The following is a 17167-nucleotide window of genomic DNA, read 5'->3' on the forward strand; positions in this document are numbered from 1 at the left end:
CAGCTAAAGCTGACCGGCTAAAGCCGGTGGCTTAAACCTTGTGATCGATAGTGAAGCGAAAAAATCTGGCGGCAGCGAGTCCCGTTGTAAAGGACTGCCGCTCGTCCCGACGCCAAGGTCTGATTCAGCGTCTCGCGCAACTTTCCAAACTGAAAAACCACGCAGACTTTTCCCTTGTCACTGCCGTTCGCATAGTGCCTCCATAGATGGTCCGAGTTCTCCATAGAAAGGCAGCATGCGTAGGTTCGCGTCCGCGCGCGGGCGTAGCTTCGAGGAGTATCGATTCGGTGCGGAGAATGCGAGCCTCTCCGATCAGCTCGATGGCGCGCCGGCGAAATCGCTTCTTCTCGTCCGATGCAATGTAACATCCCGTGGTCGCAGCGAGTGCCAGGCACGCCGCTTCTCCCCGCCCCATCACATCGCGCAACTCGGCGAAGAGTGCCAGGGCTTCGATCGTGTCGACGACTATCTGCCCGAGATGGCCCGCAGCTATCGCCGCGGCGAGAGTGTCCTGCTGCGCCTGGTTCGTGATTTCCCCCACCACTTCCTCGGGTACGAGGAAGCGATAAACATCGAGCTTGCCGAGAAGCGGTAGCTGACCGATTCGCAGCAGATTGATGAGAACGTTCGCGTCGGTGATGACGACGACTGTCTCGGCGTTCGTGGCCATTGATTACGCTCGCGCCGAGGCGGGTCAATCCAGTTTCGCAGAAGCAAGGGTGACATCGAGATCGTTCTGACCTAAGTGAACCATGGCCGCTAGTTCAGCAAGCTTCGTGCGCGTGATCTCGTCTCGACGATAGGCTTCCAGCGCAAGAGCAAGAAAGCGCCGACGGAAATCGTCGCGCGACAAGTCTTCCAGCGGAGCTTCCGGTGCTGCGAGGAAGTTCGCGATCGTCTGCCCCGCTCCGCTGTCTTCTTCGGCCTTGAGGCGCTGGAATTCGCGCTCGTCGATCAGCCGAAGGTTCTTGATGCGATACAACGCCGAGATCCGGCTCGCCCCGAAGTGGTGAGCGAGCAATGCAACATCGTAGAGTTGGATGTCCTGGGATCCGGGCGCGGCGCGTTGCTCGACCTGCACCGCCTCGGCTTCGTCGAACACGGCGATCTGCGCGCGGCTTGCCCCTCCCTTGCCAAACGCGAGCACGAACTGCGCGACACCGTCGGCCGGCATCAGAAACTCCGCGGCGAATGCGTTCGCGCGAACTTCGAGGAGATCCGAACGATTCTCCGCGCGGCTGATGGCACCGGCTCGGTCCCGATCCAGCAGCACGTGACCGTACTCGTGAGCCAGGGAGAAACGCTGGCGGACCGCCGCATGTTTCGCGTTGATCACGACGAACACGCCGATCGTGCTGTCGACAAGCGTCAATCCCGAGATATTTTCAGGGAGCGCGACAACCGCGGTGCGAATCCCCTGAGACTCGAGCAAATCGCTCAAGTCACCGATTGGCGCCACGCCGAGCCCCAGCCTCTGCCGTTCCTCGGTGGCGACCTTTTGGCCCTGCTGAATGGCGTCCCAGCGCGATTTCGGAGCAGGCAATTCGTAAGACGCGGTGAGCAGCTGAACCCTGTCTATTTCGAGCAAACGCTCGAGATTGGTCATCTCGTGGCCTAGCGCCAGGCTGTCTTGCAACGCCTTCACTAGATCGGCCTGCTCTGCGAGCTCGGCATCGGAACGAAAAAGCGCTGCGAGCGCATCGCGCTCGACGAAGGAATCTGCAAAGAAAGACTTGATGTCGCGCCCCACGGCGTGAGCGATTCGATCCAGCTCCAGACTGGAAACCGAGCGCGTCCCAGCCTCGATCTGCCCAATCGCCACCCGGTTCAGCCCTGCGAATTCGCCCAGTTGCTCCTGCGTAAGTCCGCAACTTTCCCTGGCGGACCGAATCCGCCGCCCTAGCTCCTCTCTCGTCAGTTCCATTCGCATCCCCCGAATTGGCCTTGCGCATGATGTATTATCTTGCTAGTATTGTCAATAAATGGATTCAATGAAAGGCATCATGACATGAGCGCAGCCATACACCAGTGGACCGCCGCCCTCGCCACAGGGGCCGTTTTGCGCTCTCGTGAAGTAGACCGCGGCGAGGCGACCGCCGCTTGGCCGCTCGCGGGTGGCGGCCTCGCCGCCCTGCTCACGAAGCTGCCGGATGTGCTTGAACCCGCCGCCTATCCACACCACCGCCAGTTCTTCCACAGCGTGGCCTTCGCGGCCGTCGTGGCGGCAGGCTGGAAGGCGATTACGAGTGGCAGCCGCAATCCGATGAAGGCCGCTTCTGGCGCAAGGTCGGGATGATCGGAGCCTACCTCTGCCACCTCGCCCTCGATGCGCTGGCGGCGCGTTCGCTTCCGCTGGTGGGGCGGTGAATATAGGAGCATCGCGATGCACGCCGATCCCAAGTTGACCGAACTCACCTCGCACAAGCGGCGGTTACTGGTCGGAACACTCGATGCGCTGTTCGCGCAGATCGATTTGACCGACAGCCAGTACGAGACAGCGAAAAACCGGTACGAAGCCGTGAGCGCCTGGCTTGCAGAAGGCGAATCGCCGTTTCTGAAGGTCGCCTCGATCTACGCGCAGGGGTCAATTGCAGTTGGCACTGCCAACAAGCCGATCGGGCGCGCCGAATTCGACGTAGACCTTGTATGCCATCTGCCCTCCGTGGGTGCTACCTCCAATCCAGCTGCGGTCAAGGCACTGATCGGCGATCGACTGAAAGCCCATGCCACCTACGCTTCGATGCTCGAACAGAAGCGGCGCTGCTGGCGCCTGTGCTACGCGAACGAGTTCCACCTCGACATCACGCCGTCAATTCCCAACCCAGCATGCGGCAATGGCGGTGAGTTGGTGCCGGACAGGGCGCTGTCGGTGTGGAAGCCTACCAATCCAAAGGGATACGCGGCACGGTTCGAGCAGTATGCAGCGTTGCGGCCGAGGCTCTATCTGCGCGAGGCCGCGGTTGCGGCGAAACGCGCGGAGGTGGAGGACTTTCCAGAGCAGGAAATGCGCAAGCCTGCCTTGAAGCGGATTGTGCAGCTTCTGAAGCGGCATCGCGACGTGTGGTTTGCCGCCGCCAAGCGCAGCGAGCTCGCGCCCATCAGCATCATCCTGACGACCCTCGCAGCGCGGTCCTACGCACATTGCACCGCCCGGTTCGCCTACGCGGACACCTACGAACTGATTCTCGACGTGGTGCGCCGCATCTCCGATTTCATCGTGGTCGAGGAGCGAAACGGAAGGCCGTTCTACTTCATCGAGAACGAGACAACTGCCGGCGAGAACTTCGCCGACAAGTGGAATCTCGACCAGCTCCTTCCTCAAACCTTCTATGTCTGGCACAGGGATGCCATCGCCATGCTCGAAGAACTGGTCGGCATCGACGGAAAGGATCGACTCGGCCAAGTGCTTCAGAAATCCTTTGGCGCGAGTCAGGATGCTGTTCGGGGTGCAATGGCCCCGCTTGCTTCCGCAGTCGGCAATGCGCGGGCGGCAGGATCGCTGCTCATCGCGCCGAGCTTGGGCGTCGTCACGTCGCCTGCGGCTGGGCGCGTAGGCGTTCGCCCGAATACGTTCTTCGGCCGGTAGCGTGCGAAAAGTCCACGACCCCTGGCTCAGCCCTGAACAGCAGTGGTTGCGTCTTCGGGCAAGCGCAGTCTGCCGTGGGCACGGCGTCGCGCGGCGGGGTGAACTGGTCTGGGACATGCAGATCCGGCCGTCGCCACTCAGCCGGCTGTACGCCGTCCGCATTCGCTACCGGCGCGGCGATACGCCCGACGTAGTGGTCGTCTCACCGGACCTCAATGAGTTGGCAGACGGTCGGTATCTGCCGCACGTGTACTCGACGAAACCGGTGCGGCTCTGCCTCTTCGATCCGCAATCCGCGGAATGGTCCCCCAGCGCCTCGATCGCGGACACGATCGTGCCCTGGACCTACCTGTGGCTTTTCTTCTTCGAGGAATGGCTGGTAACGGACGAGTGGAAAGGTGGCGGCCGCCATCCGGAGGTTCGCGATGCGGCCTAAACGGCGAGTCCTCGCGATCGACGGTGGAGGGATCAAGGGCATGCTCGCTGCGGCATTTCTCAACACTGTCGAGACCACAACCGGAAAGCGGATCGCCCACCATTTCGACTTGATCGCTGGCACGTCGACCGGGGGCATCATCGCGCTCGCCCTGGGGTTGGGTCTGTCAGCGCGCGAGATCGTCGACTTCTACGTCCGGGAGGGGCCTCGCATTTTCGATCAGACGGACACGACAAGGGCGAAGGGAGTTGTGCAAGGATGGTTGGCCAAGATGCGTGCGTGGAGACGCCGCGGCCAACAGTTTGCCTGGCCGAAGTACGAGCCGGAAGCCCTTCGTGAAGCGCTGACGACAGCCTTCGGGTCAAGGACTCTTGGCGATAGCACGTTACGTCTCGTGATTCCCGCCTACCATGGCGACAAGGACGATCTCTACGTCTTCAAGACTCGCCATCATCCCCGTCTGCAGGTGGACTGGCGGGAACGAGCAGTCGACGTCGCGCTGGCGACCGCGGCGGCGCCGACCTACTTTCGAGCGCACGTCATGCCGAACGGTGCGCCACTGATCGATGGTGGCATCTGGGCCAACAACCCCGCAGGTGTCGCCGCTGTCGAAGCACGGAGCGTGCTGGGCTGGAAGGACGATGACCTGTTCGTCTTGAGCTTGGGCTGCACCGAGGAGATCTTCGATGTCCCAACGTCAGCCGGCTACAAAGACCTATTGCTGAGGTCGACGGAGCTTTTCATGCGCGGGCAATCTCGAGCCTCGGCAGGCACTGCGAAACTATTGTGCGGCCACACGGAGATGGCACCGCGGTATTTCCGATACCAGCCCGTCGTCCCTCAAGGAAAGTTCGCGCTGGATAGCGTCGCGATGATCGACCGTCTACGAGGCCTTGGGGCGAGCTGTGCACGAGACGCTCTGCCGCCCCTTGAGGCATTCTTCTTGGACACGCGCGCTGAACCGTTCGTCGCGGTCGATCGTGCCGCTCCTCATGAGCGTTCATCAGCTTTGAACACGGGCGATCAAGTCGCAACCGGTATTGGGTGGCACGATTCGACTAAGGCACTCCGGGGCGCTCATTGATCTTTTCCGATCTACCGTCAGAAATACCGTCAACGTAGACTTGGTCGGTAAGATTGTTCCTTATAATCAATGCCTGCAATTCTCGTTGATGATGTTAGTTACAAGTGTTCCTCGATAGTAGTCGATAGTCTCCGAAGGCCCCCCTACTCCCACTCAATCATCAACGGCACCGATAAACCGTTGTCACGTATAGAACTTTTTTCAACATGTAGCATTTCTACCGTCAGATCTACCGTCATTTGCATCTGATACCCAAAATTAGCATTCAGCATCTATCGCCTACTATCGAAACCTATCGACGTTCCAACGCGCGTACCCTTCAGGATCTATCGGTACATATCGCTGGCAACGTTTTTCTCGCCATGCAAGCTTTCGGTATCTATCGAGGACCATCGGCAGCGCAAATTCAGCGGCATACACCGGTGGTCGAATTCGCGCAGCGTAACCTGCTCCATCACGCCAACGGCATGCAGCCCCTTGGCCGTCTCGTGTACAGCCTCAAGAATTGCCGATCTGGTCTTGCGCATCGCAATCAACCTCCATCAACTCCCGTACCAGCGACGGTAAGCATCAATCCATTCCGCCCCCTCTGGCCGCGGGTCGGGCATTGGCAGATCGAGGATTGGGATTGCTTGAGTCGCCTTTCCACGCGAGCAAATGGCGACGATTTGGTCGCGCTTGGTGATATCGACCTTGGCAACCGTTACTTCCTGCCCAACCACCTGGGTCACGAATGGAAGGGCGAGATTCTCCTCGATCATCGCGAAGAACCCGCCAGCCTGCTCCGATTCGTCGTAGGCGTCGGTGGTCGCCTCCTCGATCAGCTTATCCAGATATTTCGTGCCAAATTGCGATGTCTTTCTCATTTTCGCCTTCTATCATTGCTACGACTTCTTCCAGAGCCCCGCATCGGCCAGACGCCGGACCAAGGCACCGCGTTTTCCATGCCGGGCCATGAATTGCGCCAATTTCCGGTCGAAGTCGGCTCGGGAGGCGCAAAGCGTATAGGCTTCGGCTAACTCGACGAGAGCGCGTTTTACCTCATCGTAAGCAGAGGCGATGCCACGTTCGGCTCGGGTATCGGCAACTTGCCAGCACTGGTCGAAATCAGCAGCCAGTGTGCGCAGGTAGGTTTCATGCTTGGCCCGCCGCTCAGCTTCAACCTTTCTGCGCTGCACCGCTTCCTGCTTTTTTCTCGTTTCGGCAGCGGACGCAGCCAACTCCTGAAGTTCGGCGACAGTACGCCGGCGCGGTTCAGGTTTTCCAATCGGCTGCTGTTTGCGCTGCCAAGCAAGGAATCGTAATTCCAGCCGACGCTCGGCTTGCTGCGCGTGTCCTGTCAGGAGCAGTTTGAGCACTGCTATTTTCTCTGCCGTTGGAAGTTCGGCGATCCAGGCGTCCGCTTCCGGATCGCTCTTGGTATCGAGGTCGGGTGCTTGCTGGTCAGGCAATCCGGCCGCTGTAATCAGGTCCCGACCGATTTCGAGAAATTCCGCCAGCGATTGCTGGGCAGCGGTCAGTCGTGAAAGACCGCGCGGCGGCGGGGGCTCGGTGGCATCTTCGTCAACTTCGCCGGCGCTCACGCCGGCCAGCCAGCCGAGATACAACGGACGAATGTCGCCACTCAGCAGTTCGTCGCGCAATGGGGCCAGCCGGCCCATCCAGCCACGCCCATCCTCCTCGGCAAAGCGATCGTAGTTGTCACTCTCGCTCAGTGCCCATTCGAACAGCCAATGTGTTTTCGTCTGCTCCACCGAAAAAGCGGATTCAGTTTCAAAGGTCCGGAGAGTCTCAGCATCGAAAGCACCCCTTGGCACCCGCAAGTATAGACTGCAAGTACACCAGTTAGCGACATAGACGTGAGCGTCAAAGTATCGCCGCATCCAGTCGACTGGATCTCCCTTGAGATTGCCCCACTGGTAATCATTGACGAAACTGGTCGGAGTAATGCTGGCGCGAGACGAGCGCGAGCGCAACTCGGCCATTTGCTTCGGCGTCAGTGGTTCATCGATGGCGATGAATTCGTAGTACTGGTACTCGCTCATGCCAATTCACTTTCTTTGAAATCGGGCCATTTCTATTTCAGGTATCTTCATCCTAAATTCGTCGGACTCGAACGATGTGATTGATGATAAGTCACTGCCTGATTCGATACCCCATAGCCTTGTATCCGCGCTGGCGCTTGTCCCACATTCGTAGAAGCGCCGGGTGGTCCGTGTCAACGAAATCGATGATTCGCACGTCTGTCTTGGTGGCATGCTCTCGATGCAAGCGCCCGGCGTATTGCTGCAAGGTTCCCTTCCACGAAACCGGCATCGCCAGAACCAGTGTGTCGAGAGGAGGATGGTCGAAGCCCTCCCCTACCAGCTTGCCGGTCGCAAGCAGTACGCGCGGAGCGTTCGGTGGTAGAGCCTCGAGTTGCCCAATAAGCGCCGCTCGCTGCTTCCGTGACATCCGGCCATGCAGTACGAACGGTGGCGGAATCTTTCCATCCAATACCGCCGAAATGACATCGAGATGGTCGGTGCGCTCGGTCAGCACCAGCACCTTGCGGCCTTGGCTGAACGCGTGTTCGATTTCGGCGGAAATTGCGACCGTTCGAGCCTGATCGTTGGCGAGGTGCCGAAACACATCCTGAATTCCCGCGTCAGTCGGGAGGTCGATGCGTGCATGTAGCGAATACGCCACCACCTCCAGGTCGCGCGGGGCGCCGGCAGGTTTTGCTGCCGTGTGCCGAATCGGGCCACACTGCATGAAGATGATCGGTTGCTGGCCGTCGCGGCGGAACGGTGTGGCGGTCAGGCCGAGCACGTATTTCGCCTTGGTGCGCTTCAGAATGGCGTCAAATGACACCGCGCCGACGTGGTGGCATTCGTCCACGATGACGTGACCGTAGTTCTCGACCAGCGAGTTCACCTCGCCCTGCCGTGACAGAGACTGCATCACCGCTATGTCGATCTTCCCTGTGGGCTTGGCTTTGCCGCCGCCGATTGTTCCGATCGTGCCCTTGCCGATGCCAAGGAAGGCCTGCAGACGCTCCTGCCACTGTTTGAGCAACTCGGTGCGGTGTACCAGTACCAGGACGTTCACGCCACGCTTGGCGATCATCGCTGCCGCCGCGACCGTCTTGCCGAAGGCGGTAGGCGCGCACAGCACGCCAGTGTCATAGCTCAACATTGCGGCAACCGCCGATCGCTGATCGGAACGCAGCTTACCGACGAAGGCGACTTCCAGTGGCTCTCCGCCGTAACGCTCATCACGCAGTTCGCAGCGGATACCGTTGTCCCTCAGCAATTCCTGCACGGCATCCAGGCATCCGCGCGGCAGGGCAATGTGCTGCGGGTAGTTCTCGGCACTGCCAATTACGCGCGGTTTGTCCCAGACCGACATCCGCATCGCCTGTGCCCTGTAGAACTCAGGGTTCTGGAACGCGGCAAGGCGGATCAGGCGGTTGGCCAGCGATTGCGGCAGCTGCGCCTTCTCGAAGTAGATGAGATTGCTCAACGTCACAGTGACTGACTTCGGCATTGTCCCCGGCAGCTGCTTCGTCGACGGGGCCGAACGCTTCCACGGCGTAACCAAGTCTTCTTCGTCGATGAAAGTGACGTCCAGTGGATGCGTCCTGCCCGTGGCACGCAGGATGGTCGGCTCGATGTCGTGCGGTGCCATCGGATGGATGGACGCCAAGAACGCCCACTGGTCGTGGTAGGGATGCAATTCCGCATCAACGAAAACGCTACAGCCGTTCTCACGAGGCAGCTTCTGCAAGGGCAAAGCGATCAGGTTGCCAAAGCCGCCCTTGGGCATCGTGTCCTGATTGGGAAACAGGCGGTCGTAAGACTCCAACTTCAATTGCCGGGTTCGCGAGCAGGTGTGGCTGATGATGGCCGTGCCCAGGCGACGGGCATCGCGGGCCGAGACCCGGCCAGCGAAAAACACCCAGGCATGCGCCCCTTTGCCGGAGCGCGAAATCTCAAGGACAACGGGTACGCCAAGTTCGCCACACGACTGCACGAAGGCGCGGGCGTCCTCTCTCCACTCGGCTTCGTCGAAATCGATGGCAAGGAAATAGCAGGTATCGTCCTCCAGCAGGGGATAAACGCCGACCGTGTGCTCACCAGCCAGATGGTCGTAAAGAACCGCATCCGACAGCGGGATCAGTAGTCGGTTGCTACAGTCCCCGCACTTGATGCGCGGCTTTTCGCAGACACCGGCACGCCACTCGTTGGCGCAGGCCGGCGAGTAACCCGACTTGGCCGTGGTCTTGCTCTCCCAACGGATCGGGTAGACATCCGTGCGTCCCCGGAACAACCGGCGAAACAGCGCAACCTTATCGGTAGTGGAAAGCCGTGAGGGCCCCGGCGTTGAAGCTGGCGGCACGGACTCCGGCAGCGCGCGCCATTGAATGCCGTTCGCTTTCAGTAGTGCGATCAGACGGGCGTTTTCGGCCCTTAATTCCGAAGATGGATCGCGGTCAACCATGGACCAGGTAGCCCGTAATCAAGTCGTCCGCAAGATCACACACGCTGCAACTTATCCCGTGACGTCAGCAGTCCCGGAAATCTTTTCACGCGCAATTCTTCGAGCACCGGTTCCGCGAGCTTCCACCCCTCTCCGCCGATCCTCGCAATCAGCTCGATCCAAACCCGCTCGAACGCATGGATCGCATCCGCCTCTCCAAAACGAATACCCGCCGGCAGCAGTGGCGTGATGTCCTCTGTCAGGCTCCGGGTGAGTTTTTCCAGCATGCGCTGCTCGGCCATCGCGCGGGTGATCGGGTTGCCTTCAAGTGCTAAGTAGTGGTCAAAGCATGCAATGACCTTGTCCGGGGCCAGCGTTAGTTGCTCCAGTCCCTGATGCAAGTCGAACAGGTCGCGGCTCGCGCGTCGCTGCAGCAGCGCGCGCAGCTTCGTGCCGAACAGCTCCTCGGGCTCGAAAGACGCGATCTCGGTGGTTCCTCGGTACCAGTCGTTTTCTAATGCAAAGGGGTACCGCTTGATGCCGAGCAGGTTCGTGTGCTCCCGAGTGTTGATCTCGATCTTGAGCTTGAGCGTTGCCTGCGAATCGACCTCGGGCGTGAACTTGAACACCAGATGCATCGAGTGACCTGCCTGCTCCCTTTGGCATCTTCCAAGCCACGACAATGCGTCGCGAATTGCATCGACCGTTGCACCGATGGGTTCGGCCTGCATCTGCACCAGGTCGATATCTTCCGAATAGCGCAGCGGCTGCTTGAACAGCAGTTTGTGGATGGCCGTTCCGCCGCGGAACGCTATCTTGTCCTTCAACGCCGGCGCATTGAACAGGTCGCACAGCGCGCGACTGATGATCAGATCCTGCTCAACCTGCCTCAAGTCCGGCCAAGGCGCCTTGACACTCCACGCCTGCAGGAAGGCGGTGGGAATCATTCTGTGATCTCCACCTTTTCATTGATCATGAGCTTCCATTTCGCGTTTCTCTCGTGAGCCTGCGCCAGCGCTGCCACGATAGGCTTCGCGGCGGGATCCAGTGGCAGCATCGTCTTGGCTCGCTTGACGAAGGGCTCCAGCGCATGGGCCTGGCGACCATGCCCCACCTGATCAAGCAAATAACCGAGCCGTCGTACCGCCGAATTTTCGTATGCGGCAGCCGCCTTTGCCAGCGAGCGCGGATTGGCTTTGGCGCCGATGTCCTTGGCGATCTGCGCGACTGCGTTAATTCCAGCGGCCTTGTGAAAGTAGCGTACGCAGTCGAGCAGCGTCAGTTCGACGCCGGCTACATTGGCAAATCCGGTGTCGCTCTTCATCTTGCTCACCAGTTTGGGCGTATTGATCTGAGAGAATGACTCGGCAGCCTGGTATAGGAATTGCACGCGGTGACGGCCAAGGTCGAAGTCGCGCAACTGCCTGGGCACAACGATCTGGAAGACCATGGTGGCCTGATGCGATGAGCCGTGGAACGCCGCCGCACGCAGCAACGAAATGCGGTAGTCGATCCCCTGATGCTTCATCAGCGGGTCGATCCACTTCACAGGGTCTGGCGCGCCGGCGATCCGGTCTTCCGGGCGCAGGATGAGATAGAAGCCGTGCCTGGGATTCGCCAGGCGGCGCTTCTTGATCGAGCGCGTGATCGCTGCGGCGAGCGCCGCCGGCTTCAGGTCAAGCGCAGCGAGAGCCTCATCTCCAGAGAAATAGGCGCGGCCGCGAGAGAGCAGATCGTCGAGGTAAGAGTCCAACGTAGCCATTCCATAACATATTCAAAACTCGATGAATTATCAATAGTTTTGCATATGTTTTGGGCTACTCCCACTCAATCATCAACGGCGCATGCAAGCCGTTGTCTCATCTCGAGCTTTGCGCTGCGAGTAAGAATTTTACCGTCAGATTTACCGTCAATCCCAATGGCATACCCGAAAACTGCATTCACCATCTATCGGCATTTATCGAGGACGATCGGCGCTCGGGCATAGGCCACCATTCGAGATGTATCGAGATCTATCGGTCGCGGCAGGGCTTGTTGACGGCGTCAACCAGCCCTGTTGCTGATCGAAAATGGCGCTGAAAACATGCCGGCATCAAATGACATAACTCATTGTTGCGAAGCGCCTATTCGTGAAGGTTTTTACCGTCACGGGCGCACTCTGAAGGCAGCTGCGTGCCGAAAAATAGCAAAAATGGCCGCCATCAAATGCCTTAACCGATTGCCACACAATGAGTTTTTGAGCATTTTTTTACCGTCAGGTCAGTCGGGCTGGGGCATTGTGTTTGAGTGACCGCAGAATTCCGTCCAGCACGAGGTCCAACTCCTTGCCTACGTCTTCGGCAAGAAAGCGCAACACCAAGTATCCGTTCTGCTGCAACAGCTGATCCTTACGGCGGTCGCGTCGGTATACAACGGGATCGCCGAGATGCTGCGCGCCGTCCAACTCAACCGCCACACGGGAATCGGCGCACAGGAGATCGACCTCGAGTCTTCCGACAGCATCGAACGCGATCGGCAGCGAAACGTTGAGGCGGAAACGGCCTTTGGTTTCCGACAGGGTCTCCAACCGTCTGTAGAGAAACGCTTCGCTCGCGCTCCGGGCTCGGGCGGCACCGTCGGAATCTGGAAGCACCGTCTGAGCAGCATGCAGGAACAGACTTGCGAGCGACGTGTCAACTCCATCGCGCACGAGCCTGCGTACGCTGCCAGAGTAATCGCGCTTCCAGAGTGGATCGGTCGGTAGCGGCACATCGGCAGGCCACCCCGGGATGGCGCTGGCAGGCAGGAGGATCCTGTAGCCAATTCCTTCATAGCCACGACAACGCCGGTCGAACATCCGCGCCAGCATAGGCACATTGAGGTCTGCGTAGTCGTAGATGCGGACGTCGCGCTTGCCCTCGTAGAGACGGTGCAGCCGGCCGGCGTACTGGGCGATGGTGCCTCGCCACGAAACAGGAAGCGTCAGAAACAACGTATCCAGTCGTGGATCGTCAAAGCCCTCTCCCACGTGCTTACCCGTTGCCAGGATTACCCTGGCTTCCTCGCGGGGGATGGTCGCCAGCCGGGCGGCCATCGCCTGTCGCTGTTTTTTTCCCATCCCCGCGCGCAGTACCACCACGTGAGGGACGCTTGTCGCGAGCCCGCGCTCGAGGCGATCGAGGTGGTCGTTCCGCTCGGTGAGCACGAGTGGCGAGCGCCCGCTACGCACGGACTCGACGACATCCTCGCAGATGCGTCGAGTGCGCGGCTCGTCGCCGACCAGGTCCTGGTATAGAGTCAGAAATTCGACCCGCTTGTCCGGGTCAGCTTCCTTGATCGGCTGAAAGTTCGTCGGTTGCACGATCACAATGTGCTCAAAGGGCCGGATTGCCGCCTGTACCCTTGCGTTCACGCGATGGCGAACGGGTCCGCACTGCATGAAGATGATCGGATGGTGTCCATCCTTGCGGGCCAAGGTAGCAGACAATCCCAAGACAAACCGCGCCTTGACCTGACGCGCCACCTGCTCAAAACCCGGCGCCGACACGTGATGACACTCATCGACTATCACGTGACCATACTCGCCCACGCGATCATCGACGACGCCTTTTCTTACGAGACTCTGAATGACGGCCACATCGAGCTGCCCGTTTGGTCGGCTTCGCCCACCGCCGATTTGACCGATTGCTTGTGCGGGCACGCCAAGGAACGCTGCGAGTCGCTCGATCCATTGGTCGAGCAGTTGCCGTCGATGCACGAGCACGAGCGAATTGACAGCGCGCTCTGCGATGAGCCAAGCCGCGATCACGGTCTTCCCGAACGCCGTCGTGGCTGCCAGCACGCCTGTGTCGTGCGCCAGCATCGCGTCCGCCGCGGTTCTTTGCTCAGGGCGCAGTTCGCCCTGGAAGCTCACCTGCAGAGGCTGTCCGCCGTAACGCTCGTCGCGAATGGCGGGCTGAATACGCAGATCGGCGAGCGTATCGTGAACGTCGTCGAAGCAGCCTCGCGGCAGGCCGATATGATGCGGGTGATCCTCGGCACAGGCGATCACGCGCCGCTTGCCATACGTGGGCAAGCGCATCGCCTGCGCCTTGTAGAACTCCGGATTCTGAAACGCCGCCAACCGAAGCAGCCGGTTCCGCAGAGCCGGATATAGCCCTTCTTTGGCGATATAGATCTGATTGCCGAGAACCAGCCGCAGGGTACGAGGCAGTTCGCCCGCGATCGGCGCTTCCCTGCGGCGGCGCGAGGGAGGTGCTGTCCACGGCTCTTCTTCTCCGTCGTCCTGGGGCGGCAGGCGCACGCCGAGGACGCGACCACGTCGTTCCGCTTCCTGGACAACCCCTTCTATTTGATCTCGGCCTATCCTCCGCACGCTTGCAAGAAACGCCCATTGGTCTGCCCAAGGGACCAGGCCGTAAGGCTCTGCAGGAACGTGAGTTTTGGGCGGTTGCATACGTTGGATACCGTCGAGACTACCGCTACCTACGAAGGCATGCTCGAAAGCGCATGCCATCGTACGGAGCGAGACCCTGCACCCCACTTCGAACATGGCTCGTCGGCGATGTCGTCCCAGAGGCACTTGCCGTCCTCCGGCACGAAGGCGTCGAGGTACACGAGCGTCCCGAGGATCTCAGGCGGAGCGGGAGCGAAACGCGTTCCTGCCTTCGGCCTTCGACCGATACATCGCCTCGTCCGCGCTCCGCAGCAGCGCGCCGGCATCCTCGCCGTCCTCGGGGTAGCGGCTGATGCCGATGCTCGCGGTCACCCGGCATTCCTGCCCGGCGGCGAGGGGGACCGGCCGCGCCACGGCGTCGAGGAGCTTGCGCGCGACCTTGGCGGGCCTTTCGGGCTCGCCGGATTCCTCCACGAGCACCACGAACTCGTCTCCTCCCATTCGCCCGACGACGTCGCCCGCGCGCAGGCTCGAGCGCAGCCGCGCGGCGATTTCCTTGAGCACCGCGTCGCCGGCGCCGTGACCGAGGGTATCGTTGACCGGCTTGAAACCATCGAGATCGATGAACAGCAGCGCGACCTGGCGGTGGTGGCGTTGCGCCAGAGCGAGCGTCTGTTCGAGCCGCTCCACGAAGGCGGCACGGTTGGCGAGCCCGGTCAGCGGATCGTGATAGGCGCCAAAGCGAAGTTTTTCCTCCGCCGCCTTGCGCGCGAGAAATTGTCCGATCTGGCTGCCGAGATCGTGCGCCAGCCGCAGCAGGTCCTCGTCGCGCGGGCGCTTCTCCCGCGCATACAGCTCCAGCACGCCGAAGAATCCCCCGGAAAGGAGGATCGGAAACGCCAGCACGCTCGCGAGTCCGGCCGCGAGCGCGGCCAGGCCGCGCCGGAAGGTCGCAAGGCGGCCGATATCCTCCACCCAGATCGGCGTGCCGCCGCGCCACACCTGCTGTACGATGCCGCCACCGTCCGCGCGCGGGGGCGCAGCATAGTTGCGCGTGGCTTCGAGGAAGGCATTGACCGCAGGCTCCTCCGCGCCCCAGGTCTCCAGGCAGCGCAGCAGGTTCGCCTGCGCATCGACGATCCAGCGCGCGCCGCAGGCGAAATTCAGCGTCTGGCACAGATTGCGTATGACCCCTTGCACGGCCTCCTCCACCGCGTCCGCGTCGGCGAGCAGCGCGGTGATACTGGCCTGCAGTTCCTGGCGCAGCGCGGCGTTCCTGCGCTCGGTGATGTCGGTGAAGCTGACGAGCAGGCAGTCCTCGTTCTCGTAGCGGATGGCCCGGCCGGACATCAGCGCCCAGAAACGGCGCCCTTCGTAATCCTTCAACTCGATCTCCCGTTCGCGCGTAACCCCGCCCTCGAGCGCCTGGCGGACCAGCTGCGCGCGATCTCCCGGGTCGGCGTAGAAGCTCCGCGCGAGCTGCCCGCTGCGTACCTCCGACGGCACCCGGGTCTGCTCCCGGGCGCGGCGGTTGGTATAGAGCAGCGCGCCGTCCCTCAGGCGCGAGATCACTATGGCGTAGGGCGCGTCGCGCAGCATCCCGCTCAAGCGCGCTTCGCTTTCCTCGAGCGCCTGCTGGCGCTGGATCTTCCGGTCGTAGGCGACGATCCGCCGCAAAAGCAACCCGCCCCCGAGCAGCGAGGCGAGCCCGGTGAACAGCACCAGCGCGGAAAGCGCGCGCTGGGCAAAGCGCGCGGCTTCGCCTATCGCGGCGGAGAATCGTATCTCGAGCAGTGTAAGCTGGTCATTGAGGGCGTGGATTTCGTCGAGCACAGGCCGGGTGCGCGCCGCGGACTCGCCCCCGCGCAACCGCATGGCCGCATCGTCCATCTGCGCGATCAGCCGGTCGCCCTCGGCCCAGATGTCGATCGCTTCGCTGATGTAAGGGGCATGGCGAAACCAGCGAAAAACCATGGCGAGGCGGGCCAGATCGTCCGGATGGTTTCCGCCCTGCAGCAAGCCGCGGTAGGCGGCCTCCCGGTCAAGGCGCGGCTTTTCCAGCTCGATACGCGCCGCGCGGTCTCCCAGGGTGACGGCGATGCGCTTGCGGTACGCGCGGAAATCGGCTTCGTCGCGCGTGGCGGTATAGCGCACGAGGTGATGCATCGCGTCCTTCTGCGCCTTCGACCAGAGGCTTTCCCCGGCCATGTAGGCCGTCGTGGCGGCGAGAAACTCCATGCTCGCGATCGCCACGGCGACCAGAACGCCGACGATCGCGACCAGCATCCAGACGATCAGGAACGAGCGATTGCCGTCCAGAATCTTGCCAAGAGCTTGCCGCCAAGCCGCCACGCGTCCTCCCCAGGCTGAGCGAGTGCTATTCTATTCTTCTTATCCCTCCGTCCGGCCGCTCCTTCAGTAAGCATCTACGGCGAACGTAGGCTGACCACGGCGGCGGGAGTCAGCGCGTTGCCTGCCGCGCCGTTCGGCCTCGACGATGCGGCCTGCCGTTTAGATCGCGGCGAGCCGCTCGACCGTATCCGGGAAGCGTTTCACGAGATTGATGAGCAATGCCGCCTGTGCATTGGGTTTCGCCCGCCCCTGTTCCCAGTTCTCCAGGGTGCGTACGTTCGTGCGCAGATAGGCGGCAAACAGCCCCCTCGAGACTTTGAGACGTTGGCGAACGCGCACCAGCTCCCGGGGAGTGACCTCGGGAGCGGGCTTAAAGTCGACCGCATGCGTGCGAAGGGTGCGCCTGCCTTGCCGCGCCTGTGCGAGCGCCGACATGCCTTCCGTCAATTCGGCAAACAGATTGCGCTTGTGTGTACGAGCCCGCTTGGACCTTGCCCTTGTCATGTCGCTCTCCTTGCTTCCAACTCCGCCTTGAGCATCTCCTTCAATGCCTTGCGCTGCTTCGGCGTCAAATCGTCCATTTCATCCTTGTCGTAGAGCGTATACAGCCAAAACTGCCTACCGGCGCTCCACCAGTAGTAGATGACGCGCAGCCCGCCGCGCTTGCCCTTTCCGCGCCGCTTGTCCGCAAACCGCAACTTACGGAGGCCGCCCGTATCCTTGATCACTTCGCCGGCTTCGGGATTCTTCAGCATCTGCTGCTGCAGCTCGCCGAACGCCGCGTCGTCGAGGTACTCGGCACGATGACGCGCGAAAGCGGGCAGCTCGACGAAAACAGCCTTCACAGGCAGATTATACGCGATCTACGTATAT

The 17167-nt window shown here is 61.1% G+C and carries 15 protein-coding genes and 1 pseudogene; 3 read left to right on the top strand and 13 right to left on the bottom strand.

Translation table 11 applies throughout. The annotated features are described in order from the left end of the window. Positions 1 to 124: 124 nt before the first annotated feature. From GEV05_15305 to GEV05_15315, 3 genes are read right to left on the bottom strand one after another with little or no spacing between them, the layout of a single operon-like run. Complete coding sequence (locus GEV05_15305) at positions 125 to 670, bottom strand: hypothetical protein (protein MPZ44737.1); 546 nt, start codon at positions 668 to 670, stop codon at positions 125 to 127. Between the two features lie 24 nt (positions 671 to 694). Then, positions 695 to 1930, bottom strand: coding sequence for an ImmA/IrrE family metallo-endopeptidase (locus GEV05_15310; protein MPZ44738.1), 1236 nt, complete (start codon positions 1928 to 1930; stop codon positions 695 to 697). A 45-nt stretch (positions 1931 to 1975) separates the two neighbouring features. Further along, positions 1976 to 2197 carry a hypothetical protein gene (locus GEV05_15315; protein MPZ44739.1) on the bottom strand — a complete coding sequence of 74 codons (222 nt, stop codon included), beginning with the start codon at positions 2195 to 2197 and terminating at the stop codon, positions 1976 to 1978. A 186-nt stretch (positions 2198 to 2383) separates the two neighbouring features. Here GEV05_15315 and GEV05_15320 point away from each other — a divergent pair, with 186 nt between their 5' ends. Genes GEV05_15320 through GEV05_15330 form a run of 3 tightly spaced genes read left to right on the top strand, consistent with a single transcriptional unit; the run spans position 2384 to position 5106 of the window. After that, the gene (locus GEV05_15320) at positions 2384 to 3586 is read left to right on the top strand and encodes a nucleotidyltransferase (GenBank protein ID MPZ44740.1); all 1203 of its coding nucleotides are present in this window, start codon (positions 2384 to 2386) and stop codon (positions 3584 to 3586) included. 1 nt (position 3587) lies between these two features. Next, a complete protein-coding gene (locus tag GEV05_15325) occupies positions 3588 to 4022 on the top strand; it encodes a hypothetical protein (GenBank protein ID MPZ44741.1) in 435 nt (144 codons plus the stop codon). Next, on the top strand, positions 3985 to 5106 hold the full coding sequence (locus GEV05_15330; GenBank protein ID MPZ44742.1) for a patatin: 1122 nt from the start codon (positions 3985 to 3987) through the stop codon (positions 5104 to 5106). Before GEV05_15325 ends, GEV05_15330 begins: the two co-directional genes overlap by 38 nt. A 410-nt stretch (positions 5107 to 5516) precedes the next feature. On the opposite strand, the pseudogene GEV05_15335 reads toward GEV05_15330, so the two are convergent. The 10 genes and pseudogenes from GEV05_15335 to GEV05_15380 form a co-directional block, all read right to left on the bottom strand. Then, a pseudogene (locus tag GEV05_15335) lies at positions 5517 to 5633 on the bottom strand (transcriptional regulator). A 15-nt stretch (positions 5634 to 5648) separates the two neighbouring features. After that, positions 5649 to 5972 (bottom strand): hypothetical protein, encoded by a 324-nt coding sequence (locus GEV05_15340; protein MPZ44743.1) that lies wholly within the window; start codon positions 5970 to 5972, stop codon positions 5649 to 5651. 18 nt (positions 5973 to 5990) lie between these two features. After that, positions 5991 to 7151 (bottom strand): hypothetical protein, encoded by a 1161-nt coding sequence (locus tag GEV05_15345; GenBank protein MPZ44744.1) that lies wholly within the window; start codon positions 7149 to 7151, stop codon positions 5991 to 5993. Positions 7152 to 7242: 91 nt separating this feature from the next. Then, entirely contained in the window at positions 7243 to 9588 is a 2346-nt protein-coding gene (locus GEV05_15350; GenBank protein MPZ44745.1) for a DEAD/DEAH box helicase, read from the bottom strand. Between the two features lie 35 nt (positions 9589 to 9623). After that, on the bottom strand, positions 9624 to 10514 hold the full coding sequence (locus GEV05_15355; protein ID MPZ44746.1) for a nucleotidyl transferase AbiEii/AbiGii toxin family protein: 891 nt from the start codon (positions 10512 to 10514) through the stop codon (positions 9624 to 9626). Continuing rightward, positions 10511 to 11329: a hypothetical protein gene (locus GEV05_15360; GenBank protein MPZ44747.1), complete on the bottom strand. Its 819-nt coding sequence runs from the start codon at positions 11327 to 11329 to the stop codon at positions 10511 to 10513. Before GEV05_15360 ends, GEV05_15355 begins: the two co-directional genes overlap by 4 nt. Before the next feature lie 492 nt (positions 11330 to 11821). Next, positions 11822 to 14098 (bottom strand): DUF559 domain-containing protein, encoded by a 2277-nt coding sequence (locus GEV05_15365; GenBank protein MPZ44748.1) that lies wholly within the window; start codon positions 14096 to 14098, stop codon positions 11822 to 11824. 81 nt (positions 14099 to 14179) lie between these two features. Next, positions 14180 to 16228, bottom strand: a complete 2049-nt coding sequence (locus GEV05_15370; protein MPZ44749.1) for a diguanylate cyclase — start codon at positions 16226 to 16228, stop codon at positions 14180 to 14182. A gap of 225 nt (positions 16229 to 16453) precedes the next feature. After that, on the bottom strand, positions 16454 to 16798 hold the full coding sequence (locus tag GEV05_15375) for a transcriptional regulator (GenBank protein ID MPZ44750.1): 345 nt from the start codon (positions 16796 to 16798) through the stop codon (positions 16454 to 16456). Further along, positions 16795 to 17139 (bottom strand): toxin, encoded by a 345-nt coding sequence (locus tag GEV05_15380; GenBank protein ID MPZ44751.1) that lies wholly within the window; start codon positions 17137 to 17139, stop codon positions 16795 to 16797. The genes GEV05_15375 and GEV05_15380 overlap by 4 nt, the downstream gene beginning before the upstream one ends. Between the last annotated feature and the right edge of the window lie 28 nt (positions 17140 to 17167).

It is taken from the genome of Betaproteobacteria bacterium, assembly GCA_009377585.1.
Lineage (GTDB): Bacteria > Pseudomonadota > Gammaproteobacteria > Burkholderiales > WYBJ01 > WYBJ01.